Source organism: Tersicoccus sp. Bi-70 (genome assembly GCF_001968825.1).
Classification (GTDB): Bacteria; Actinomycetota; Actinomycetes; order Actinomycetales; family Micrococcaceae; genus Tersicoccus.
The window spans coordinates 279,627-300,547 of the sequence record NZ_MIEU01000002.1; the positions used below are offsets into that span (position 1 = coordinate 279,627).

Below are 20,921 nucleotides of genomic sequence, written 5' to 3' on the forward strand. Positions count from 1 at the left end.
GAGGACCCGGCCCGCAGGAGGATCCATGCCCACCGCCCGTCCCGACCACCAGCGCCGGCTGCTCGACCTGCAGGCGCGGGACACCGCGATCGACCGGATCCGCCACCAGGCCGGCGCCCTGCGCTCCGACCCGGAGATCGCCGCCGCGCAGGAGCGGTCGACGCAGGCGACGGCACGACGCGACGAGGCGCAGACCGAGGTGAATGCCGCGGAGGAGGCGCTCGCCGCCGCCGAGGCTGCGGTGGAGCAGGTGGCGACCCGCATCCAGCGCAACCAGCAGCGGCTCGACACCGGCACCGGGTCCTCGAAGGACCTCACCGCGCTGCAGCACGAGATCGTGACCCTCTCCGCCCGTCGCTCCGACCTGGAGGACGCCGAACTGGCCGTGATGGAACGGGTCGAGTCGGCGCAGGCCGCCCTGGACGAGACCACCGCCGCGACGAGCGAGGCGACCACCGCGCTGGGCGCGCTGACCGAGGTGCGCGACGCCCGGCTGCGTGAGCTCTCCGGCGAGTTCGACCGGGAGAAGGTCGCCCGGGCCGAGGTGCTCACCGGCATCGACGATGCCGCGCTGGTCGCGACCTACGAGAAGCTGCGCAGCTCGCACGACGGCGTGGGCGTCGCCCCGCTGCAGGGTTCACGGTGCGGCGGCTGCATGCTCGAGCTCAACCCGAAGGATCTCGCCGCCATCCGCGCGGCCGCCGACGACGCCGTCGTCCGCTGCGAGGAGTGCGGCCGGATCCTCGTTCGCTCCTGAGCGGCCTTCTCTTCCTGCGCCAGCTCGTCAATAGATGCTCACCGGAGGTCTGTTTCGCCCTCGGATGGAACATCTATTGACGAGCTGGCGAGAGTGCTCGGGGGGTCTGGCGGTCAGTCGGTGATGACGATCGCCAGCTGTGCGGGACGCCGGGCCGTGCCGGGCACCAGCTCCGCCGCCGGCCACCGCTCCCGCGCCACCCGCAGCAGCGCGTGCGCGTCGGCCGGGGCCTTGCCGCGGCGGGTGAGCAGGTGGCGGGCCACCTCGCCCCGGGTGTGCTTGGCCATGTGGGAGACGACCGTGCGGACGCCGTCGCGCTCGCGGAAGACGTCGACGACGACGGTGCGCCCCGGGGGCGTCGCCGCGGCCGCGGCGTAGGTGCTGGAGCGGCAGTCCACGATCAGCTCGTCGTCCGGCCGCGCCGCCAGCTCGGCCGTCAGCCGCGGCTTCCAGAACGAGGCGAGGCTGCCCAGGCCCCCGAGTCGGGTGCCCATCGAGAGCCGGTAGGCCGGGATCGCGTCGGGCAGTGCCACCAGTCCCCAGAGGGCGGAGACCACGAGGACGCTCTCGGCCGCCCGGCGACGCTGCACGGCGGTCAGGCTGCGGTGGTCGAGCGCGTCGTAGAGGACGCCGTCGTAGACGCGGTGGGCGGGCGCCGCCGGCTCGGCCAGCAGACGCACGTTGCGGGCGACGTCGTCGGCCAGGCTCGGCCCGACGCCGAGGGCCTCGAGCGCGTCCGGTTCCGCGCTGACCCGGGCGAGTTCACTCAACACGCGCTCGCGCGCCGGTGTCAGGGCCGGGTGCTCCAGGCCGTGCAGATCGACGGGAGCTCCGGACCGGGCGGCGCGCTTGGACTCGGACGGCGGGAGCAGGATGAGCACCGATCGAGTCTAGTGGGCGGGGCCGGGCCGGGCCGGCGGAGGCCCGGAGGCGGCGGGACCGGTAGACTCAGCGGTCGTGGATGGGACGGCCGGGCGGCCGCGTCCGGTACGCGAGTACCGGCCGAGGAACGTCCGGGCTCCGCAGGGCACGGTGGTGGGTAACGCCCACTCGGGGAGACCCGCAGGACAGTGCCACAGAGAACAGACCGCCCGCACGTCGTTCGCCGGCGAGCGGGTAAGGGTGAAACGGCGGTGTAAGAGACCACCGCACCCCGGGTGACCGGGGTGGCAGGGTAAACCCCACCGGGAGCAAGGCCAGACAGGGCACGTTCGAGGGCTGCTCGCCCGAGTGTCCGGGTAGGCCGCTCGAGGGTGTCGGCAACGGCACTCCTAGATGGATGGTCGCCACCCGCGCACGGGTGACCGGCGCGGGCACAGAACCCGGCGTACAGGCCGTCCCGTCCACACCTCCCCGGTTCCTCGAGCCGGGGCCGGCGTCAGTGGCCGAAGGGGTCCGGGTCGACGCCGGGCATCCAGGTGGTGCCGGCGCCCTTCCAGCCGTTCACCTTCGCGGCCTTCTTCGCCTTCTTGCCCCACCGGGGGTTGAGCCGGTCCACGTACAGCTTGCCGTCCAGATGGTCGTACTCGTGCTGCATGCACCGGGCGAACCACCCGGTCGCCTCGAAGTCCAGTGGGTTGCCGTCGCCGTCGAACCCGGTGACCCGTGCCCACTCCGCCCGCTGCAGCGGGTACGACTCGCCGGGGAAGGACAGGCAGCCCTCGGAGTCCTCGTCGGGGTCCGGGTCCAGGCCCGAGATCTTCCCGATGGTCAGGGACGGATTGACGACGACGCCACGATCGGGGGCGTCGTCCTCGTTCGGCATCCCCCACGTGAAGAGGCGCAGCCCGACGCCGACCTGCGGGGCGGCCAGACCCACGCCGTTGGCGGCGTCCATGGTCTCGAACATGTCCGCGATCAGGGTGCGCAGATTGTCGTCGAACACGGCGACCTCGGCGGCACGCGTGTGCAGCACCGGGTCCCCCCAGATCACGACCGGACGGACGGTCATGCGTCCTCCTTCCCGGTTCCGGCACGGGAACCGTCGACTCGGCTGCCGGCGATGTCCCGGCCGATGGTGCGCTTCATGATCTCGCTGGTGCCGCCGAAGATGGTCAGCAGCCGGGCGGCGAGGAACGCCTGCGCGATGGGGTACTCGAGGATGTAGCCGTAGCCGCCGTGCAGCTGCAGGCAGCGGTCGGTGATCGACGTGGCCCGCTCGCTCGCCCACAGCTTGACGCGGGCCGCCTCGGCGGGGGAGAGCGTGCCGTCGTTGAACGCCAGCACCGCCCGGTCCACGTAGCCCTCGGTGACCTCGACCTCGGTGAGCAGGTCGGCGAGGGTGAAGCGGGTGGTCGGCAGGTCCAGGACCCGGCCGTCGAACACCGAACGGTCCGCGGTGTAGGTGACGGTCTCCTCGTAGGACTGCCGGACGACGACGGCCGCCGCGGCGGCGATCGCCAGGCGCGCCTGCGGGACCCCCTCGCGCACATAGCGCAGGCCGGCCCCGAGCTCCCCGATCAGGTTGCTGGCGGGGACGGCGACGTCGTCGAAGAACAGCTCGGCCGTGTCGGAGGCGCGCAGCCCCATCTTGTCCAGCTGCTTGCCGGTCGTGTACCCCTCGCCCTTCTCGACGAGGAAGAGGGAGAAGCTGTCCTCGCCGCCGCGGCCGGTGGAGCCGTCGGTCCGGGCGAACACCAGGGCGGCGTCGCCGGAGATGCCGTTGCCGATGAAGGTCTTCTGACCCGACAGCCGCCACCCGCCGTCCCCGTCGGGCACCGCGCGGGTACGGACACCGCGCAGGTCGGAACCGGCGCCCGGCTCGGTCCAGGCGCACGAGGTGACGAGTTCGCCGCTGGCCATCGCCGGCAGCCACCGCGCCTTCTGCTCCTCGGTGCCGTGCGTCAGCAGGGCGGGAAGCACGAGGTCGTCGTGCAGGTGGAAGGCGAGGGCGAGTCCGAGCGCGCCGGCCTTCGCGAGCTCCTCGTCGAGCACCACCCGGAACCGGTAGTCGTCCAGACCGGCGCCGCCGTGCTCCTCCGGGACGGCCAGGCCGACGAGTCCCTGCTCGCCGGCGGCGGTCCACACGGAACGGGGGATCAGGTGGTCCTCGTCCCACCGGCGGTAGTGCGGGGCGACCTCCCGGCGCACGAACTCCGCCGCGACCTCGCGGAACAGCTCCTGGTCCTCGGTGAAGAACGCTCGCTTCATGGGTGCCTCGCCCTCGTGGTCGTGCCGACCCTCTCGCCTGCGCGGATCGCACGCGTCCTGCTGCCCGGCGGGGGAGAGGAGGCCCGCGCGAACGCGTGAAGGCCGCACCGGATCACCGGGCGGCCTTCACATCGGGGTGAGTAACGGGGGTCGAACCCGCGACCTTCTGGACCACAACCAGACGCTCTGCCAACTGAGCTATACCCACCAGGAGCCGCTTCCGGCCGTCGCGGAACTCCCGTCAGGGTCGTTCCGGGCCAAAGCAGCGAGAACCAGTGTACAGGCTGGGCGGAGGGCGCCCGACCACGGCGCGTCCCACGTGAGCGGCCTCACGCCGGCGGGTCAGGCGGTCTCGGTGGGCTCCGCCGATGCGGCCGATGCAGCCACGACCTGCGCGGAGATCCGCTTGGCCGTCTCTGAGTCCGGCCCCGGCGGCGGCACCATGACGGCGCCCCGGTAGTAGCGCAGCTCGTCGATGGAGTCCTTGATGTCGCCCAGCGCTCGGTGCCCGCCCGTCTTTGCCGGCGCCTGGAAGTAGGCACGCGGGAACCACCGGCGGGAGAGCTCCTTGATGGTGGAGACGTCGATGATCCGGTAGTGCAGGTGCTCGACGACCTCGGGCATGTCCCGGACGAGGAACACCCGGTCGGTGCCCACCGAGTTGCCGGCCAGCGGTGCCTTCCTCGGCTCCGGCACGAACTCCCGCAGGTACTCCATGACCTGGCGCTGCGCCTCCTCGAGGCTCACGCCGCCGTCGAGCTCGGTGATCAGGCCGGAGGTCGTGTGCATCTGCCGCACGAAGTCGCCCATCGCCTCGATCGCGCCCTCGGGTGGACGGATGACGACGTCGACCCCGTCCCCGAGGATGTTCAGCTCGGAGTCGGTGACGAGCACCGCGACCTCGATCAGGGCGTCGGCGACCGGGTCCAGCCCGGTCATCTCGCAGTCGATCCAGACGATTCGTTCCTGTGTTGTAGCCACGGTCCCAACCTAACCGGCGCCACCGACGATCGTCGTCGATCGGCGTCGCGTCGGCGTGCGGAACGTCTCCCCGGGACCGTCCGGACAGCCGGTCGAAACCCCCGTGACGAGGGGCGTCGATGGTAGGCTGAGGGCGCCCGCCGGCCCGTGGGACCAGTGCCGGGCGAGAACCGGTGCAGGCGCATCGAGCCAGCGAGGAGTACCTGCATGACCCAGTCTCCTCCGGCCGGGCGGACACCGGCGGCGGAGTCCGAGGGGTCCACCGCGACCACGCGTCGCCGGCTCCGGCGGCCATCGTCCCTGATCCAGGGACTCGTCGGATCGCTCCTGCTCGTGATCGGTTCGCTCGGTGTCGGCTGGTTGCCCGGCTCGTCCCCGCTGCGGCAGAACCCGCTGATCATCCCGATGCGCTTCACGACCGTGGGCGTCGTCGTCTCCGTCATCCTGCTCGCCGTCGGCGGCATGCTGCTGGTGCGGGCGTGGCTGCGGCTCGGCCAGCAGGTCCGCGACTGGTCCTCCGACGACGCGCGGCGGTCGGTGCTGCGGGCGATCGGGCTCTGGGGCGTGCCGATGTACGCGACCATCCCGCTGTTCAGCCGGGACGTCTACTCCTACATCGCGCAGGGCCTCGTCATGGTCAACGGGCTCGATCCGTACCACGACGGCGTCTCCAGCATCGAGGGATTCTTCCAGCGCGGCGCCGACCAGCTCTGGTCCGAGAGCCCGCCCCCGTACGGCCCCCTCTTCCTGGCCATCGAGCAGGGCATCGTCACCGTCACCGGGGCCAATCTCGAGTGGTCCGTCGTGCTGTTCCGGCTCTCGTCCCTGATCGGCATCCTGCTGTGCCTGTGGGTGGTGCCGAAGCTCGCGCGACTGCACGGCATCGACCCCACCCGGGCCCTCTGGCTCTCCGTGGCCAATCCACTGTTCCTGACCAACTTCATCGCCGCCGCCCACAACGACGCGCTGATGATCGGCCTCGCCGTCGCCGGCATCTACCTGACGGCGATCCGTCGGCCCGTCCTCGGCATCCTGCTCGTCACCGCGTCGGTCGGCATCAAGCCGATCACCATCGTCTTCCTGCCGTTCCTCGGGCTGATGTGGGCCGGTCGCGGCGCCTCGTGGCCCCGCCGGATCGGCTACTGCGCCATCACCGGCGCGATCTCCCTGGCCGTCCTCGGCGTGGCCGGGGTGCTCAACGGGCTGGGGTTCGGCTGGATCGGCGCCCTGAGCACCACCGGCAACGTGTGGATCTGGTACGCGCCGGTCGGCCTGCTCGGTCTGATGGTGGCCACCGGCCTGAACGCCTTCGGCCTGGACGGCTGGGGCGCGGCCACGATCGTGCACACGATCGGCAAGGTCGCCGGGTTCGCGGTGGTGATCTGGCTGTTCTTCGTCGGCAACCACGAGAAGCTGATCCGCCGGATGACGCTCGCGATGGCCGCCATCGTCCTGTTCTCCCCGATGATCCAGTCCTGGTACGTCGTCTGGCTGCTGCCGCTGTTCGCCGTCACCGGCGTGCGGGACGACTGGCAGGTGCGCGCTCTCTTCCTGATCATGGCGTTCCTGATGATCTATGCGATCAGCGACCAGCTGGACGTCTTCCCGTACCTCAACGTCGACCTGAACCTCGCGCGGCAGCTCGCGGCGCTGATCGGCGTCGGCTTCGCGCTGTACCTGATCTTCGTGGATCCGCGCACCAACCACCTGTTCCGCAAGAAGTACTGGGACGCCTCGCGGCCGTTGACCATCTGACCGCGGCGACGCCGCCCGTCCGGCTCGGCCGGCAGGCACCCGTTGCTAGGGTTGTCGGTGGAAGCACCGCCCTGGCCCCAGTAGCTCAGCGGATAGAGCAGGAGCCTTCTAATCTCTTGGTCGGGGGTTCGACTCCCTCCTGGGGCACTCATCTGACGAGGCCGGCCGCCGGAGACCTCTCCCGGAGGCCGGCGTCGCCCGCCCGCAGCAGGGCCGCGCAGCGTCGACCGGACCCGCGGATGCTTCTCCTCCCTCCACACCGGCGACGCTTCTCCCTCCACACCGGCGACGTCGACGCCCGTTGTCCACATCGCCGACCCTTCCCCGCCCGCCGCCCGTCCCGGCCACCGAAGCTGGTGCCACCGGTGCACCACCGGGCCGCGGAGACGCTCCGCGGACGAGCAGAGGGACGCCAGGAAGGCGGGACGAGAGATGAGCGAGACGATCACCGTGGTGGGGAACATCGGGTCGGACGTCACCGGCAGCACCACCGCGAAGGGGGACGCGATCACGAACTTCCGGCTCGCGAGCACGGAACGCTGGCTGGACCGGCAGACCGGGGCGTGGGTGGACGGGGCGACCAACTGGTACTCCGTGGTCTGCTTCCGCAACCTCGCCCGCAACGCCGGGTGCAGCCTCGCGAAGGGGCAGCCCGTGGTCGTGACGGGCCGGCTGAAGGTGCGGCCCTGGGAGCGGGACGGCAAGTCCGGCACCAACGTGCAGATCGAGGCCGACAGCATCGGCCACAACCTCCGGCTGGGCACGACGCACTTCCAGGGCGGCAGCGGCGGCACGGCCGGCACCGAGCGGGCGCCCGCCGGCGTCGACGCCGCGACCGGGGAGATCCTGGACGAGGACGGCGGGGACGAGAGCGCCCCCACCGCGACCGGGGAGACGGCGGATGCCTCGACGGCCGACGAGCGGGAGCTGACGACCGTCACGGCGGACGCGTTCGAGGAGGCGGAGGAGAAGGAGACCGTGCCCTTCTGACCGGTCACTCCCGAACGGGACGGGATGGGACCGCATGGACGGTGACGGTGACGTGGAACGCACGGGGCCGGGTAGGACATGGGCGGGGCCACCGACTAGCCTTGAAAGCATGGCCGAATTCATCTACACCATGACCAAAGCGCGCAAGGCGGTGGGCGACAAGGTCATCCTCGACGATGTCAGCATGTCGTTCTTCCCCGGAGCCAAGATCGGCGTCGTCGGGCCGAACGGTGCCGGCAAGTCGACCATCCTCAAGATCATGGCCGGCCTGGACACGCCCTCGAACGGTGAGGCCCGGCTCAGCGCCGGGTACACGGTCGGCATCCTCCAGCAGGAACCGCCCCTGAACGAGGAGAAGACCGTCCTGGGCAACGTCCAGGAGGGCGTCGGCGAGATCTACGGGAAGATCCAGCGGTTCAACGCGATCTCCGAGGAGATGGCGAACCCGGACGCCGACTACGACGCGCTGCTCGAGGAGATGGGCAAGCTGCAGGAGGCGATCGACGCCGCCGACGCGTGGGACCTCGACTCCCAGCTCGAGCAGGCGATGGACGCCCTGCGCTGCCCGCCGCCGGACGCCGACGTCACCGTCCTCTCCGGTGGTGAGCGCCGTCGTGTCGCGCTGTGCAAGCTGCTGCTGAGCAAGCCGGACCTGCTGCTGCTCGACGAGCCCACCAACCACCTGGACGCGGAGAGCGTGCAGTGGCTGGAGTCCCACCTCGCCGCGTACCCGGGCGCCGTCCTTGCCGTCACTCACGACCGGTACTTCCTGGACCACGTGGCCGAGTGGATCTGTGAGGTCGACCGCGGCCGGCTCTACCCCTACGAGGGCAACTACTCCACCTACCTGGAGAAGAAGCGCGCCCGCCTGGAGGTGCAGGGCAAGAAGGACGCGAAGATGGCGAAGCGGCTCAGCGACGAGCTCGACTGGGTCCGCTCCAACGCCAAGGGCCGCCAGACGAAGTCCAAGGCCCGTCTGGCTCGCTACGAGGAGATGGCCGCCGAGGCGGAGCGCACCCGGAAGCTGGACTTCGAGGAGATCCAGATCCCGCCGGGACCGCGCCTGGGCAGCCAGGTCATCGAGGCGTCCCAGCTGCGCAAGGGCTTCGGCGATCGGTTGCTGATCGACGGCCTGTCCTTCACGCTGCCGCGCAACGGCATCGTCGGCATCATCGGCCCGAACGGCGTCGGCAAGACCACGCTGTTCAAGACGATCGTCGGTCAGGAGGACTTGGACGGCGGCGAGCTGCGGATCGGCGACACCGTGCGGATCGCGTACGTCGACCAGAGCCGCGGCGGCATCGACCCGAACAAGTCGCTGTGGGAGGTCGTCTCCGACGGGCTGGACTACATCAACGTCGGCAACGTCGAGATGCCGTCCCGCGCCTACGTCTCCGCCTTCGGATTCAAGGGGCCGGACCAGCAGAAGAAGGCGGGGGTGCTCTCCGGTGGTGAGCGGAACCGTCTGAACCTGGCGCTGACCCTCAAGCAGGGCGGTAACCTGCTGCTCCTCGACGAGCCCACCAACGACCTGGACGTGGAGACGCTCGGCAGCCTCGAGAACGCGCTGCTCGAGTTCCCCGGCTGCGCCGTCGTCGTCTCCCACGACCGGTGGTTCCTCGACCGGGTCGCCACCCACATCCTGGCCTACGAGGGCACGGACGACGAGCCGGCGAACTGGTACTGGTTCGAGGGCAACTTCGAGGCGTACGAGGAGAACAAGGTGTCCCGCCTCGGCGCGGACGCCGCTCGCCCGCACCGCGTGACCCACCGCAAGCTCACCCGCGACTGACCCCGGCCCCCGCAGGGTCCGGCGCAGCCAGAACGAAGCCCCGGGCAGGTATTCCTGCCCGGGGCTTCGTCACGCCTGGGGACGGTCGCCCACGCCCGCCACGGGTGCGGTCCGCCGTCGCCTGCCGCCGGTGCCCGTCGTGCGCCGTCGACGGCTCCAGCCCAGGTGAGCGAGGAGCGCGAGGCCCCACACCAGGAACAGCGGGTCCCACAGCCACGCGTGGCCGATCATCGCGTCGCGGTCGTAGCCGCCATCGGGCTCGATCAGCCCGGCGAGCACCGCATTGCTCACGGCCGTGTTGGCCCCGCCGTAGCCGATCAGCACGACCGCCCCCGCCCAGCTGACCGCCCGCCAGACACGTCGCCCGCCGATCCGGTCGTGGGCGACGGCGATCGGAATGATCGCGGCCGCCGCCTTCACTGCGGCCACCGCGCCGAGGCCGAGCCCCGCCGCGACGGGCGCGTCCGCAGCCAGCTGCACCGCCCAGGACCCGACGGTGCTCAACAGCGCCCGGCCACCGAACGCCCAGTAGAAGCTGAAGCCGGCGTGCACCAGGCCGGCCGCACCGGCCAGCCACACGCAGGCCAGGCTCCGGCGGCGCCGACGATGCTCGTCCATGCCCTCACGCTAGCGGCCTGACAGACTGGCGTCGGGAACGGACGGGGGCGAGACGAGGGAGCGGCATGGCGACGGGGACGGACGCGGCGAACGAGGACGAGCGGTGGCTGGTGGTCAACGGCCGGCGCTGGCGGCGGACCGATCCGTGCCTGCCGGACGACGTCGTCGCGGCCCTGAAGTCGCACCTCGGACGCGGTCGGTCGGGAGTCCGGACGGCGAAGACCGCCGGTGACGACGATGCGGTGTCGGCCGCCCGCCGCCGGGTCGGCCTGGCCAAGCACGGGCTCGGCGAACGCGGACCCCGCTGGTGGGACGAGGAGGAGGCGGACCGGATCGGCCGCGCCCGCGATGCGCTGACCGAACTCGACGCGCTCGACGCGGAGTCCGATTCCCAGGTCACGAGGGCCCCGCGCGACGCCGACACCGTGACCGGCGCGCGGGGTGGCGAGCCGGACGCCGACCGGCACGGACGCTAGTCTCGGCCGGGTGAAGGCACACGAGAACGCCGAGCGGCTGACCGCCGTCGTCACCGGCGTCGGCCGGTCCACCAACATCGGCGCCGCGATCTGCCGGCGCCTCGCCACCGACGGGTGGGACCTGGTGCTGCCGGTGTGGACCGCCTACGAGCAGCGCATGCCGTGGGGATCGACGCCCGGTGACGTCGAGGCGCTGGTCGCCGAGCTGCGGGGCCACGGCGCCCGCGTGAGCGTCCTGGAGGCCGACCTCGCCGACCCCGCCGTCCCGGACCGTGTGATCGAGCAGGCCCGTGCGGCGCACGGCTCCGTCGCCGCGCTCGTGCTCAGCCACGCCGAATCGGTCGACTCGGCCATCGCCGACACCACCGTCGAGAGCTTCGACCGGCACCTGGCGGTCAACGCCCGGGCGCCGTGGCAGCTGATCCGCGCGTTCGCGGCCCAGTTCCCGGCCGAGCTGTCCGGCCGCGGCCGGATCGTGGCCCTGACCAGCGACCACGTCGCCTTCAATCTGCCCTACGGGGCCAGCAAGGGGGCCCTGGACCGGATCGTCATCGCCGCGGCGAAGGAACTCGGCGGGCAGGGCATCCGGGCCAACGTCGTCAATCCCGGACCGGTCGACACGGGCTGGATGGACGACGCCGTGCGGTCCGAGCTCACGGCGCTGCAGCCGACGGGCCGGCTCGGCACACCGGACGACGCCGCCGCCCTGATCGCCTTCCTGCTCTCCCCGGACGGTGGCTGGGTCAACGGCCAGCTGCTGCACTCCGACGGCGGCTTCTCGATCTCGCTCTAGGGAAGCCGGCGGGACGGAGGCTCAGTCGCCGGTCCCGGCGGGCACCCGGACCATGCCTTCCTGCGCGACGGTGGCGACGAGGGCGCCGTCGCGGGTGAAGATCCGGCCGATGCCCAGGCCACGGGCCCCGGAGGCGGACGGCGAGTTCTGCACGTAGAGCAGCCACTCGTCGACCCGCACGGGGCGGTGCCACCACATCGCGTGGTCGAGGGAGGCGAAACTGACGCCCGGGGTCGACCAGGCGAGGCCGTGCCGGCGCAGGATCGACTCGAGGATCGTGAAGTCGGTCGCGTATGCCAGCGCCGCACGGTTGAGGTTCTCGTCGTCGGGCATCGGGCCGTGCGTGCGCATCCACACGGCCTGCGAGGCGGGCCGCGTTGGATCCGGCCGCAGGTAGACCCCGCCGTCGAGGTGGCGGATGTCGAAGGGCCGGTCGTCGGACCACTTGCGGGCCATCGGGTGGTCGAGGCCGGCGAGCAGGTCCGCCGTCGTCGGCAGCGTCTCCGGCCCCGGCACGTCCGGCATCTCCTCCTGGTGGTCCAGGCCCTCGTCCTCGGTCTGGAACGACGCGATCATCGACAGGATCGGCAGGCCGTTCTGGTACGCGTGGGCCCGCCGCGCGGAGAACGAGCGGCCGTCCCTCAGCCGCTCGATGCCGTAGGTGATCGGCTTCTCCGAGTCGCCGGGCCGGAGGAAGTAGCCGTGCAGGGAATGGATGGGACGGACGTCCTCGACCGTGCGCATCGCCGCGATGATGGACTGGGCGAGCACCTGGCCCCCGAACACCCGGCCCCGCGGCTGCCGCTCGGAGACGCCGACGAAGACGTCCTCCGTGGTGCGGGCGCCGTCCAGGTCGTCGACGTCGAGCACGTGCAGCAGATTCCGGGTGCGGGTCTCCGGCGAGTCCAGTGCGGACATCGGCCCTCCTCAGGGGTGGCGGTGCGGTTCCGATCGAGTGTGCGAGACGCGGCGTCCCGGATACATGATAGGCGGTCGGCGGCGAGGCCCGGTGCCCTCTGGAAGGATGGACGCATGCCCGATTCCCTCTACATGCCCGTCCAACTGCGGTTCGGCGACATGGACGCCTACGGCCATGTCAACAACGTCGTCTACCTGCAGTACTTCGAGAACGCCCGCGTCCAGCTGGCACACGCCCCGCTCGACGAGGTGCTGCTGCCCGCGGGCCGGGCCGGGCAGACGTTCGACGACCTGGTGGGGCCGGAGCGCTTCACCCTCGTCGGCCGGCAGGAGATCGAGTACCGCCAGCCCCTGACCTACCGCAACCGTCCCGTTTTCGTGAAGATCTGGGTCACCAGCGTCGGCGGGTCGAGCTACGACTTCGGTTACCTGGTCGCCGAGCGCGACGAGTCGACGGTGTACGCCCTCGGCGCCACCACGATGGTGCTCGTCGACCGCTCCACCGGGTCGCCCGTCCGGCTCACGCCCGAGCAGCGCGCCGCCCTGGAGCACTGGCACGGCGAGCCGGTCCCGTTCCGGCGCCGGAAGTGACGCGGTGACCCCGGATCTGATGTTCGCCGATGCGACTTCGGCGGAGGATCTGCGCACGTTCGTCGCTCGGGCCCGGCAGGTGGACGACGGCGGCATCCGGCTGGCCGTCACCGGGTCGGTGCTCGCGGCGACGGTGTGCGTGCTCCGGCCGCCCGGTTTCGGCGAATCGGGGCCCACGGTGCTCGGGATGCGCACGATGGCGCTGGCGGACGACGCCACGGACGGGCTCGACGTGACCGTGCCGCTCGGTGCGGTGGCCGACCGCCTGGCACGCACGGCCGAGGCGGCTGCGGCAGGGGCCGGAGATGGCGACGCCCGGCGGCTGCCGGTGCCCCCGACGACGGTGACGGAGCCCTGGGCCGGGATCGCCGCGCCGCGTCGAGGCTGGGAACCGTTCGGCATGGCCCCCACCGGCCGGCTGCGTGAGGCGGCCCGGCAGGGCATCGACCTGGTCCGTGACGCCCTCCCGCAGGACGCCGGCAGCGCCGTGCTGCACACGGTGCGCCGCGCGGTGCTGGCCGCCCCGGCGGAGGGGCTGTTCGCTCGCGAACCGGGGGCCGACGTTCCGGCCGGCCCCGACGCCGGCGACCAGCACCGGATCCCGCTGGCGGCCGCCTACGCCGCGGAACTGCTCGGCTTCCTCGGCCGCACGGTCGCTCCCGGCGCTCCGTCCGGTCCGGCGGACGACATGTCCGTGTACGGCGCCCAGCGATGGCTGCGCCTGAGCAACGCCCGCGGCCACGTCCTGGTCAAGGTCTGACCCGGCGGAGGGTCAGGAGTCCTGCGCGCCCCGGACGGCGTGCGCCGGGTCCTGCGGATCCTCGGGGGCGTTGACCATCGCGTGGGCGGCCCGCTCGAGGTAGTCCCACAGCATCTGCTCGTGCAGCGGCGCCAGCGTCAGCGTGTCGACGGCGTCGCGCATGTGCTTGAGCCACCGCTCCCGCATCGCCGGGGTGACGGCGAAGGGGTGGTGCCGCATCCGCAGCCGCGGGTGGCCGCGTTCCTGCGAGTACGTGGTGGGCCCGCCCCAGTACTGCTCGAGGAACAGCCGGAGCCGGTCCTTCGCCGGTCCGAGGTCCTCCTCGGGATAGAGGGCCCGCAGGTCCGGGTCGCCGGCCACCCCGTCGTAGAACGCGTCCGTCAACGCCCGGAACGTCGGCGCTCCGCCGACGTCCTCGTAGAACGTCGAGGGCGGCGGCGTGAACACGCCCGCGCCGGCGGGCCGGAGCTGGGCCGCTTGCCCGGGCCCGACGCCGAGTGCGGGCCGAGCGGCATCGGAGGTCCGGTCGGGAACGGGAGCGGAGCCGTGGGGGCCGTGTGGGTGGTCGGTCATGAGCGGTTCCCTTCGCCGGTGTCCCGGGAGGTGGTGGTGCGGCCGGTGGTGGTGCGGGCGTCGGTGCCCTCGCGCGTGCTGCCCGGCGCGGATCCGTCGACCGCGGGCTGGCTGCGCGTGTCCGCGCTGCGCCTGTCGACGGCCTGACGGGTGACGACGCGCTGATTCGCGGTGCGCGGGGTGGTGACGGCGTGCTGGTCGGTGATCGGCCGGTACACGGTGCGCTGCTGGGCGGTGCCGGGGTGGGCGGTGCGCTTGATCGGCGACTTGCGGCGGCGCCGGTAGGACGCGCTCTTGCCCTGGCTCTTGTTGCCGATCATCAGCATCTCGCCGTTGCGCAGATACCAGATGGTGCCGTCGTCGTCGACCAGCCGCGTGATGCGCAGGCTGACCGCCTCGACGCGGCCCTCGATGGTGCCGACCTGGATGACGTCGCCGATGCCGAACTGGTCCTCGACGGTCAGGAAGATGCCGGCGATGAAGTCGCGGATCAGCTGCTGGGCGCCGAAGCCGATGGCGACACCGGCGATACTGACGCTCGCGAGCAGCGGGGCGATGTTCCAGCCGAGGGCCTGCAGCCCGGTGGTGATGGCGAGAGCGCAGATGATCACGGCCGCCACCGACTTCAGCAGCGACCCGATGGTCTCTGCCCGCTGGGCCCGGCGCACGTGGTCGTCCGGGTGGATCGACGGCGCGGCCCAGCGGAAGCCCCCCCGCTTGAAGATGGTGTTGCCCTTGCGGATGCGGCCGACGACGACGTTGATGAACAGGCGCACGACGACCCAGGCGACGATGGCGGCGCCGAGGATCCAGAGCAGGCGGACGACGTCGATCTGGTCGGCCGCCTGAGCGACCGACTGGAGGGGCTCGCTCGCGTCGGCCATCGAGGGGAGCACGGACACGCAGAATCCTTCCGCAGCGGATGGGGACCGATCCAGCGTAGGCGCCGAGCCTGTCCGGACGCTTGGAAACGCGCCGTGAGACGGGCCACGCCGGCCTGACTACCGGCGGCATGATGCCGCACCGGTGACGCCGGCGCGGATGAATGCAGGGCCGCTCACGCCGCCGGCGGGAGAAGCCCGCGCGCTCAGTCCCGCGCGGTCAGCAGCTCCGTCAGGGATCCCAGCAGCGCCGCGGGCACGTCGAGAGCCTGCAACCCCGCCAGCTTCGCCGCGATCGGCCGGTCCGAGGTGATCAGCGCCCACACCGGCGGCTTGGCGTCGTTCAGCCACTGCGCGCCCGCGAGCCGGGCGAGCAGGGCGTCCCGGTCGGGGGCGGGAGCCGGGGCGGGCTCGTCGAACGTCAGGTGCAGCACCAGCGTCCGGTCGGTCGGCGCGGTGACGGTGACGCTGAACCGGTGCGCGTCGCCGGTCTGCACCTCGAGCGGATCGCCCTCCACGGTCACCGCGCTCGGCCGGTGGTCACTGAGCCAGGTGACGGTCCACGTGCGTTCGGTCGGGACGACGTCGGCGGCCTCGACGGTCCGGGTGCCGTCCGGTGACGGGTGCGCTTCGGCGGACAGGATGACCAGGCGGCCGGGGCCGGGCTGGGCATCCATGCCCGACTTCCCGTTCGTGGAGACCAGGTCGTCCTGGACGCTCGGCTCCCACCGCAGCCCGGTGACGACGGTCGGCGTGTCCGGACCTGAGCCCGTGCCGTCGTCCTCGACCAGGTCGAAGGCGCCGGTGTCCCCGGGGGCGATCAGCACCTCCAGCGCGGTCGGCAGCGCGGCGGCGTCGAGTTGGTCGGTGTCGGCGTTGCTGGTGCCCGCGAGCGGCAGGATGCCGCCGTCGGCCAGCAGCACGGGGATGGCGTCGAGGTCGCGGTGGAGGACGAGGGACCGGTCGCCGTCGTAGGTCTGCCCGCTGACGACGTCGGTCCACCGGCCCGGGGGCAGCCAGGCGGTGACAGCACCGCAGCGGGTCAGCGGGTCGCGCGGTGAGGTGATCGGTGCCACCAGCAGCTCCGAGCCGAAGGCGAACTGGTGCGGGACGGTGTACGCCTCGTCGCGGCCGGGGTGCAGGTGGTACATCGGCCGGACCAGGGCGGTACCGGCCGCCGCCCGGTGGTTCATCGTGTGCAGGTAGGGCACGAGCCGGTGCCGCAGCCGCAGCGCCTCGCTGATCGCGGTGCGGCTCTCGGCGGGGTAGTTCCACGGCTCCTTGAGCAGGAACGCGTTGTTCGTCGAGTGCAGGCGCAGCACGGGGGAGAAGACCCCCAGCTGAACCCACCGGGTCATCAGCTCGTCGTCCCGCACACCGTCGATGTGGCCGCCGATGTCGTGGCTCCACCAGCCGTAGCCGATGTTGGCGGCCGTCGCGGTGAACCGGGGCTGGAACCGCAGCGAGTCCCACGTGATGATCGTGTCGCCGGAGAAGCCGACGGGGTAGCGGTGGGAGCCAGGGCCGGCGTACCGGGAGAAGGTCAGCGCCCGGCCTGCGAGCGGGCCGCCGTCGCGCGCCGCGTCCAGGAAGTGCAGGTGGTTGAGCAGCCACAGGGGGTCGACGTCGCGCACCCGGCTGAAGTGGCCCTGCTGCCAGTCGATCCACCAGAAGTCGACACCGGCCTCCTCGAGCGGGTGGTGCAGCACGTCGAAGTAGGCCTCGACGAACGCCGGGTCGGTGATGTCGAAGGGGACGGGAGTGCCCGACGCCGGGTCGACGCCCATCCGCTCCGCCATCGCCGGGTACGGGTCCTCGAAGGAGCGGACCCCGTCGGCCGGGTGCAGGTTCAGCGTGGTGTGCAGGCCACGCTCGTGGAGACCGGTCAGGAACGCCTCCGGGTCCGGGAAGAGGCTCGGCTCCCAGCTGTACCCGGTCCACCCGGAACCGTCCCCGGGCGGCACGGAGCCCACGCGGTGCCAGTCCATGTCGACCACGGCGACGGAGAACGGCAGGTTCTCCGCGGTGAACCGGTCCATCAGCGTCAGGTACTCGTCCTGGTGGTAGTCGTGGTAGCGGCTCCACCAGTTGCCGAGCGTCCACCGGGGCAGCAGCGGGGTGGCGCCGGAGACGGCGTGGAAGGCGGCCAGTGCGCCGTCGTAGTCCCGGTTGTAGGCGAACACGTAGAGGTCGGTGCGCCCGGGCTCGCGGGAGCCGAAACCGCCGTCCTCGGTGAACAGGAAGGACCGGGAGTCGTCGAGGACGGCGACGCCGTTGGCGGAGAGGATGCCGTCCTCGAGCGGGATGGCGCCGTCCGCATCGTCCAGGGTGCGGGCGGTGCCGCCGAGGTTGACCGGGGCCAGCTCGTCGTCGCCGTACCGCCACGTGCTGTGGTGGTGCGTCCAGCCGCCGGTCGCCTGCACGGAGAGGCCCTGCGGGGAGAACGGGCGGCGGTCGTAGGCCAGGCGGAACTGGCTGGTGACGATCTCGAGCATGCCGTCCTCGCGCACCTCGAACACCGGCACCGGCAGCTGCCGGTTCAGGGCGAAGGTCGACGCCCGGTCCTCGAAGCCGCCGTCCTCGGACCACTCCAGGCGCACGAGGCCCTCGGTGAGGACGGTGATCCGCCAGTGCTCACCGGCCAGGACGGCGCGGGGATCGGCCACGGGACGGGTGGGCAGGACGGGGCGCGTGGGCACGGATCGACTCCTCGGTGGTGCGGGACGGCGGGGCGGACCTCAGACGACGGTCGGCTCGTGGTGGACCGGGAAGGCGACGCTGCGGGCGATGAAGCACAGCCGCGCGGCCTCCTCGTGGAGGGTGTTCGCCAGCTCCGCCTGTGCGGGGTCGGCGAGCCGGACGCGCGGGCGCAGGGTGACCTCGGTGAACTCGCCGGACCCGTCCGGGTTCAGGCGCATCGAGCCGGAGGCGTCGTCGTCGTACCCGGTCACCACGACGTCGTGGCGTACGCACACGTGCAGGTAGGAGAGCAGGTGGCACTCGCTCAGCGCGGCGACGAGGAGCAGCTCCGGGTTCCACCGGTCCGCGTCCCCGTGGAAGGTGCGGTGGGCCGACCCGAGCAGCGTGGGCACGCCGGCGGAGGTGACCTCGTGGTCGCGTCCGTAGCCGCGGTAGGTGGCCGTGCCCTCGCCCCGGTCACCGGTCCAGGCGACCGCGACCGCGAACCGGTGCTCGCTCACGAGGTGGCGACCACCGCGGTGTCCCGCTCCCGCGCGGCCAGGGCGCGCACGACGTCGTCCCGGCCCTCGCGCACGAGCCGGCGCAGCGCGGGGCTGCGGTCACCGAGCTGGTCGAGGAACGCGTCCGTCGCGGCTACCGCGTCCGCACTGATCGGCCGGTTCGGGTAGAGGCCCTGGACGATCTGCTCGGAGATCTCGTGGGTGCGGGTGGCCCACACGTGCTCGATCGCGGCGAAGTACTTCTCGGTGAACGGGGTGAGCAGCGACTCGTCGTGTGCCCGCTTGAACCCGGCGATGACGGCCTGCTGGACGGCGTTCGGGAACTCGGCGCGCTCGACGACGGCGTCCCACGCCTCCGCCTTGGCCTCGGGCGTCGGCACCGCGGCGCGGGCCATCGCGGCCATCCGGGCGCCTGTGGCGGTCGCGTCCCGCTCGTACTCGGCGTCGATGTCGGCCGTGCCGCGACGTCCGCCGGCGACGAGCGCCACCAGCAGTTCCCAGCGCAGGTCCGTGTCGATGGTCAGGCCGTCCAGCGTCTCGTGCCCGTCCAGCAGTGCGGTCACCGCGTCCAGCTGCTCGTCGGTGCGGGCGAGCGCCGCGAAGGACTTGGTGAACTGCAGCTGGTGGTCCGAGCCGGCCTTCGCGTCGCGGGCCAGGCGCAGCAGTGCGTCGGCGGACCGCTCGATCGCCTCGCGGCGGTGGTCCTCCGCGACGAACTGGTACAGGGTCGCCATCAGCTGGCGCAGCAGCACGAGCACGACGGTCGAGTCGGTCTCGGCGTCGATGTTGGCCAGCACCAGCTCGACGTAGTCGCGGGCCGGGCTCTCCCCGTCGCGGGTCGCGTCCCACGCGGAGTTCCACACGAGGGTGCGCGGCAGGGACTGCGCGAAGTTCTTCAGGTGCCGTTTGGCGGTGGCCAGGGAGTTCTCATCCAGGCGCACCTTGGCGTAGGCGAGGTCGTCGTCGTTGACGAGGATCAGGTCCGGCCGCTCCATGCCGACCAGCTCGGGCACCTCGGTGCGCTCGCCGGCGACGTCGAGCTCCACCCGGTGGTTGCGGACCAGCCGGCCGGCGTCGTCGACGTCGTAGAAGCCGATCGCGGTGCGGTGCGGCCGCAGCGTCGCGTGATCCTCGGGAGCGGTCTGGACGACGGCGAAGGAGGTGATCACCTCACCCCCGTCGGACTCGATCTCCGGGGCCAGGGTGTTCACGCCGGCGGTCTCCAGCCACGCCTGACCCCAGGCGCCGAGGTCCCGGCCGCTGGCCTGCTCGAGCTCGGTGAGCAGGTCGGTCAGCTCGGTGTTGGACCAGGCGTGCTTGCCGAAGTACTCGCGCACGCCGGCCATGAACTGCTCCTGGCCGACCCAGGCCACGAGCTGCTTGAGCACCGAGGCGCCCTTGGCGTAGGTGATGCCGTCGAAGTTGACCTGGACGTCCTCCAGGTCGTTGATCGGGGCGACGATCGGGTGCGTCGTGGGCAGCTGGTCCTGCCGGTACGCCCAGCTCTTCTCGAGCGAGGAGAACGTGGTCCACGCGGTCGAGTACTCGGTGGCCTCCGCGGCGGCGAGCGTGGACATGTACTCGGCGAACGACTCGTTCAGCCACAGGTCGTTCCACCAGCGCATGGTCACCAGGTCGCCGAACCACATGTGCGCGAGTTCGTGCAGCACGGTGATGGCCCGGCGCTCGACGGTGGCCTCGGCGACCTTGGACCGGAACACGTACGTCTCGGTGAACGTGACCGCCCCGGCGTTCTCCATCGCCCCGGCGTTGAACTCGGGAACGAAGAGCTGGTCGTACTTGGCGAACGGGTACGGGGTGCCGAACTGCTGCTCGTAGAACGTGAAGCCGGCACGGGTGATCGCGAAGATGTCCTCGGCGTCGACGAACTGCATCAGCGACTTGCGGGCGAACACGCCGAGCGGGATGGTGCGGCCGTCGGAGCTGGTCAGCTCGGAGGTGATGCTCTGGTACGGGCCGGCGACGAGCGCGGTCACGTAGGAGGAGAGCACGGGGGTCGGCTCGAAGTCCCACGTGGCGACGCTGGTGGTGCTGCCCGCGGCCTGGGCCTCAACCGGCTCGGGCGTGGGCGAGTTGGAGACGACGGCCCAGTGCGCGGGGGCGGTCACGGTGAAACGGAAGCGGGCCTTCAGGTCGGGCTGCTCGAAGACGGCGAACATCCGCCGGGAGTCCGGCACCTCGAACTGGCTGTACAGGTAGACCTCGTCGTCGACGGGGTCGACGAACCGGTGCAGTCCCTCGCCGGTGTTCATATAGAGGCCGTCGGCGACGACGGTCAGCTCGTTCTGCTCGGCCAGGTCGTCCAGCTGGATGCGCACGCCGTCGGAGACGGTCGCCGGGTCGAGGTCCACGCCGTTGAGCGTGACCCGGTGGACCGCGTCCGTGACCGCGTCGATGAAGGTGGAGGCGCCGGCGGTCGCGGAGAACCGCACCACCGTCGTCGACCCGAACACCGTCTCGCCACGCGTCAGGTCCAGACTCACGTGGTACGAGTCCACGGAGAGCAGATCGGCGCGGGCGCGTGCCTCATCGCGAGTCAGGTTCAGTCCTGGCAAGTGGGTCGCCTCCAAGCGAGCTGGTGCCGGGCGCATGGATGGCGCCGGATGCGTTCGTGGTCCTCGCTAGTCTTACCCCAGCGACGCGCCTTGCCAAGTCTGCTGTCGGA

Annotated in this window: 18 protein-coding genes, 2 tRNA genes, 1 other RNA gene and 1 pseudogene; 10 read left to right on the forward strand and 12 right to left on the reverse strand. The window is 71.8% G+C overall.

The genetic code is table 11. The features are described 5' to 3' along the window. Positions 1 to 25 precede the first annotated feature (25 nt). On the forward strand, positions 26 to 757 hold the full coding sequence (locus tag BGP79_RS01445; RefSeq protein WP_076692887.1) for a zinc ribbon domain-containing protein: 732 nt from the start codon (positions 26 to 28) through the stop codon (positions 755 to 757). A gap of 113 nt (positions 758 to 870) precedes the next feature. On the opposite strand, the gene BGP79_RS01450 is transcribed toward BGP79_RS01445, so the two are convergent. Further along, positions 871 to 1,638, reverse strand: coding sequence for a YaaA family protein (locus tag BGP79_RS01450; protein WP_076692888.1), 768 nt, complete (start codon positions 1,636 to 1,638; stop codon positions 871 to 873). Between the two features lie 81 nt (positions 1,639 to 1,719). Here BGP79_RS01450 and rnpB point away from each other — a divergent pair. Then, positions 1,720 to 2,103: RNase P RNA component class A (rnpB, locus tag BGP79_RS01455), an RNA gene on the forward strand. A gap of 32 nt (positions 2,104 to 2,135) precedes the next feature. Here the strand turns inward: rnpB and def are convergent. The 4 genes from def to orn form a co-directional block, all read right to left on the reverse strand. Beyond that, positions 2,136 to 2,708 (reverse strand): peptide deformylase, encoded by a 573-nt coding sequence (def, locus tag BGP79_RS01460; RefSeq protein ID WP_076692889.1) that lies wholly within the window; start codon positions 2,706 to 2,708, stop codon positions 2,136 to 2,138. Then, positions 2,705 to 3,907: an acyl-CoA dehydrogenase family protein gene (locus BGP79_RS01465; protein ID WP_076692890.1), complete on the reverse strand. Its 1,203-nt coding sequence runs from the start codon at positions 3,905 to 3,907 to the stop codon at positions 2,705 to 2,707. Before BGP79_RS01465 ends, def begins: the two co-directional genes overlap by 4 nt. 135 nt (positions 3,908 to 4,042) lie before the next feature. Further along, a tRNA-His gene (locus BGP79_RS01470) sits at positions 4,043 to 4,115 on the reverse strand. A 134-nt stretch (positions 4,116 to 4,249) separates the two neighbouring features. Further along, the gene (gene orn, locus BGP79_RS01475; RefSeq protein WP_143588256.1) at positions 4,250 to 4,888 is read right to left on the reverse strand and encodes an oligoribonuclease; all 639 of its coding nucleotides are present in this window, start codon (positions 4,886 to 4,888) and stop codon (positions 4,250 to 4,252) included. Positions 4,889 to 5,095: 207 nt separating this feature from the next. On the opposite strand from orn, the gene mptB reads away from it, so the two are divergent. The 4 genes from mptB to ettA all read left to right on the forward strand — a co-directional run bounded on the left by mptB (position 5,096) and on the right by ettA (position 9,425). Continuing rightward, positions 5,096 to 6,643, forward strand: a complete 1,548-nt coding sequence (mptB, locus tag BGP79_RS01480) for a polyprenol phosphomannose-dependent alpha 1,6 mannosyltransferase MptB (RefSeq protein ID WP_076692891.1) — start codon at positions 5,096 to 5,098, stop codon at positions 6,641 to 6,643. A 74-nt stretch (positions 6,644 to 6,717) separates the two neighbouring features. Next, positions 6,718 to 6,790: transfer RNA gene (locus BGP79_RS01485), tRNA-Arg, on the forward strand. Between the two features lie 285 nt (positions 6,791 to 7,075). After that, entirely contained in the window at positions 7,076 to 7,633 is a 558-nt protein-coding gene (locus tag BGP79_RS01490) for a single-stranded DNA-binding protein (protein ID WP_076692892.1), read from the forward strand. A 109-nt stretch (positions 7,634 to 7,742) separates the two neighbouring features. Beyond that, a complete protein-coding gene (gene ettA / locus BGP79_RS01495) occupies positions 7,743 to 9,425 on the forward strand; it encodes an energy-dependent translational throttle protein EttA (protein ID WP_076692893.1) in 1,683 nt (560 codons plus the stop codon). A 69-nt stretch (positions 9,426 to 9,494) separates the two neighbouring features. Here ettA and BGP79_RS01500 read toward each other — a convergent pair whose 3' ends face one another. Then, the gene (locus BGP79_RS01500; protein WP_083701452.1) at positions 9,495 to 10,043 is read right to left on the reverse strand and encodes a DUF3995 domain-containing protein; all 549 of its coding nucleotides are present in this window, start codon (positions 10,041 to 10,043) and stop codon (positions 9,495 to 9,497) included. Positions 10,044 to 10,108: 65 nt separating this feature from the next. On the opposite strand from BGP79_RS01500, the pseudogene BGP79_RS01505 reads away from it, so the two are divergent. Both BGP79_RS01505 and BGP79_RS01510 read left to right on the forward strand, forming a co-directional pair. After that, positions 10,109 to 10,420, forward strand: a pseudogene (locus BGP79_RS01505) (biopolymer transporter Tol); the annotation flags it as partial. Between the two features lie 109 nt (positions 10,421 to 10,529). Further along, positions 10,530 to 11,312 carry an SDR family oxidoreductase gene (locus BGP79_RS01510; RefSeq protein ID WP_076693275.1) on the forward strand — a complete coding sequence of 261 codons (783 nt, stop codon included), beginning with the start codon at positions 10,530 to 10,532 and terminating at the stop codon, positions 11,310 to 11,312. A gap of 21 nt (positions 11,313 to 11,333) precedes the next feature. On the opposite strand, the gene BGP79_RS01515 is transcribed toward BGP79_RS01510, so the two are convergent. Next, the gene (locus BGP79_RS01515; RefSeq protein ID WP_076692895.1) at positions 11,334 to 12,230 is read right to left on the reverse strand and encodes an acyl-CoA thioesterase II; all 897 of its coding nucleotides are present in this window, start codon (positions 12,228 to 12,230) and stop codon (positions 11,334 to 11,336) included. 114 nt (positions 12,231 to 12,344) lie between these two features. Here BGP79_RS01515 and BGP79_RS01520 point away from each other — a divergent pair, with 114 nt between their 5' ends. Together BGP79_RS01520 and BGP79_RS01525 are read left to right on the forward strand one after the other, a co-directional pair. Beyond that, positions 12,345 to 12,821, forward strand: a complete 477-nt coding sequence (locus BGP79_RS01520) for a thioesterase family protein (RefSeq protein WP_076692896.1) — start codon at positions 12,345 to 12,347, stop codon at positions 12,819 to 12,821. Between the two features lie 4 nt (positions 12,822 to 12,825). Further along, a complete protein-coding gene (locus tag BGP79_RS01525; RefSeq protein ID WP_369800142.1) occupies positions 12,826 to 13,581 on the forward strand; it encodes a hypothetical protein in 756 nt (251 codons plus the stop codon). A 12-nt stretch (positions 13,582 to 13,593) separates the two neighbouring features. On the opposite strand, the gene BGP79_RS01530 is transcribed toward BGP79_RS01525, so the two are convergent. The 5 genes from BGP79_RS01530 to pepN form a co-directional block, all read right to left on the reverse strand. Continuing rightward, positions 13,594 to 14,154, reverse strand: coding sequence for a globin (locus tag BGP79_RS01530; protein ID WP_083701453.1), 561 nt, complete (start codon positions 14,152 to 14,154; stop codon positions 13,594 to 13,596). Further along, the gene (locus BGP79_RS01535) at positions 14,151 to 15,056 is read right to left on the reverse strand and encodes a mechanosensitive ion channel family protein (RefSeq protein ID WP_076692897.1); all 906 of its coding nucleotides are present in this window, start codon (positions 15,054 to 15,056) and stop codon (positions 14,151 to 14,153) included. Before BGP79_RS01535 ends, BGP79_RS01530 begins: the two co-directional genes overlap by 4 nt. Positions 15,057 to 15,241: 185 nt before the next feature. Next, positions 15,242 to 17,734, reverse strand: coding sequence for a glycoside hydrolase family 31 protein (locus BGP79_RS01540; RefSeq protein WP_076692898.1), 2,493 nt, complete (start codon positions 17,732 to 17,734; stop codon positions 15,242 to 15,244). A gap of 39 nt (positions 17,735 to 17,773) precedes the next feature. Continuing rightward, complete coding sequence (locus BGP79_RS01545; RefSeq protein WP_076692899.1) at positions 17,774 to 18,235, reverse strand: OsmC family protein; 462 nt, start codon at positions 18,233 to 18,235, stop codon at positions 17,774 to 17,776. Beyond that, positions 18,232 to 20,847, reverse strand: a complete 2,616-nt coding sequence (gene pepN, locus BGP79_RS01550; protein WP_076692900.1) for an aminopeptidase N — start codon at positions 20,845 to 20,847, stop codon at positions 18,232 to 18,234. The genes BGP79_RS01545 and pepN overlap by 4 nt, the downstream gene beginning before the upstream one ends. Between the last annotated feature and the right edge of the window lie 74 nt (positions 20,848 to 20,921).

What these genes read in the sequence shown, in the direction of transcription:
- ettA (WP_076692893.1), top strand. Translation starts at nt 7,743, where the DNA reads ATGGCCGAATTCATCTACACCATGACCAAAGCGCGCAAGGCGGTGGGC.
- BGP79_RS01445 (WP_076692887.1), top strand. Translation starts at nt 26, where the DNA reads ATGCCCACCGCCCGTCCCGACCACCAGCGCCGGCTGCTCGACCTGCAG.
- BGP79_RS01515 (WP_076692895.1), bottom strand. Translation starts at nt 12,230, where the DNA reads ATGTCCGCACTGGACTCGCCGGAGACCCGCACCCGGAATCTGCTGCAC.
- BGP79_RS01500 (WP_083701452.1), bottom strand. Translation starts at nt 10,043, where the DNA reads ATGGACGAGCATCGTCGGCGCCGCCGGAGCCTGGCCTGCGTGTGGCTG.
- def (WP_076692889.1), bottom strand. Translation starts at nt 2,708, where the DNA reads ATGACCGTCCGTCCGGTCGTGATCTGGGGGGACCCGGTGCTGCACACG.
- BGP79_RS01520 (WP_076692896.1), top strand. Translation starts at nt 12,345, where the DNA reads ATGCCCGATTCCCTCTACATGCCCGTCCAACTGCGGTTCGGCGACATG.
- BGP79_RS01530 (WP_083701453.1), bottom strand. Translation starts at nt 14,154, where the DNA reads ATGACCGACCACCCACACGGCCCCCACGGCTCCGCTCCCGTTCCCGAC.
- pepN (WP_076692900.1), bottom strand. Translation starts at nt 20,847, where the DNA reads ATGCGCCCGGCACCAGCTCGCTTGGAGGCGACCCACTTGCCAGGACTG.
- mptB (WP_076692891.1), top strand. Translation starts at nt 5,096, where the DNA reads ATGACCCAGTCTCCTCCGGCCGGGCGGACACCGGCGGCGGAGTCCGAG.
- BGP79_RS01465 (WP_076692890.1), bottom strand. Translation starts at nt 3,907, where the DNA reads ATGAAGCGAGCGTTCTTCACCGAGGACCAGGAGCTGTTCCGCGAGGTC.
- BGP79_RS01490 (WP_076692892.1), top strand. Translation starts at nt 7,076, where the DNA reads ATGAGCGAGACGATCACCGTGGTGGGGAACATCGGGTCGGACGTCACC.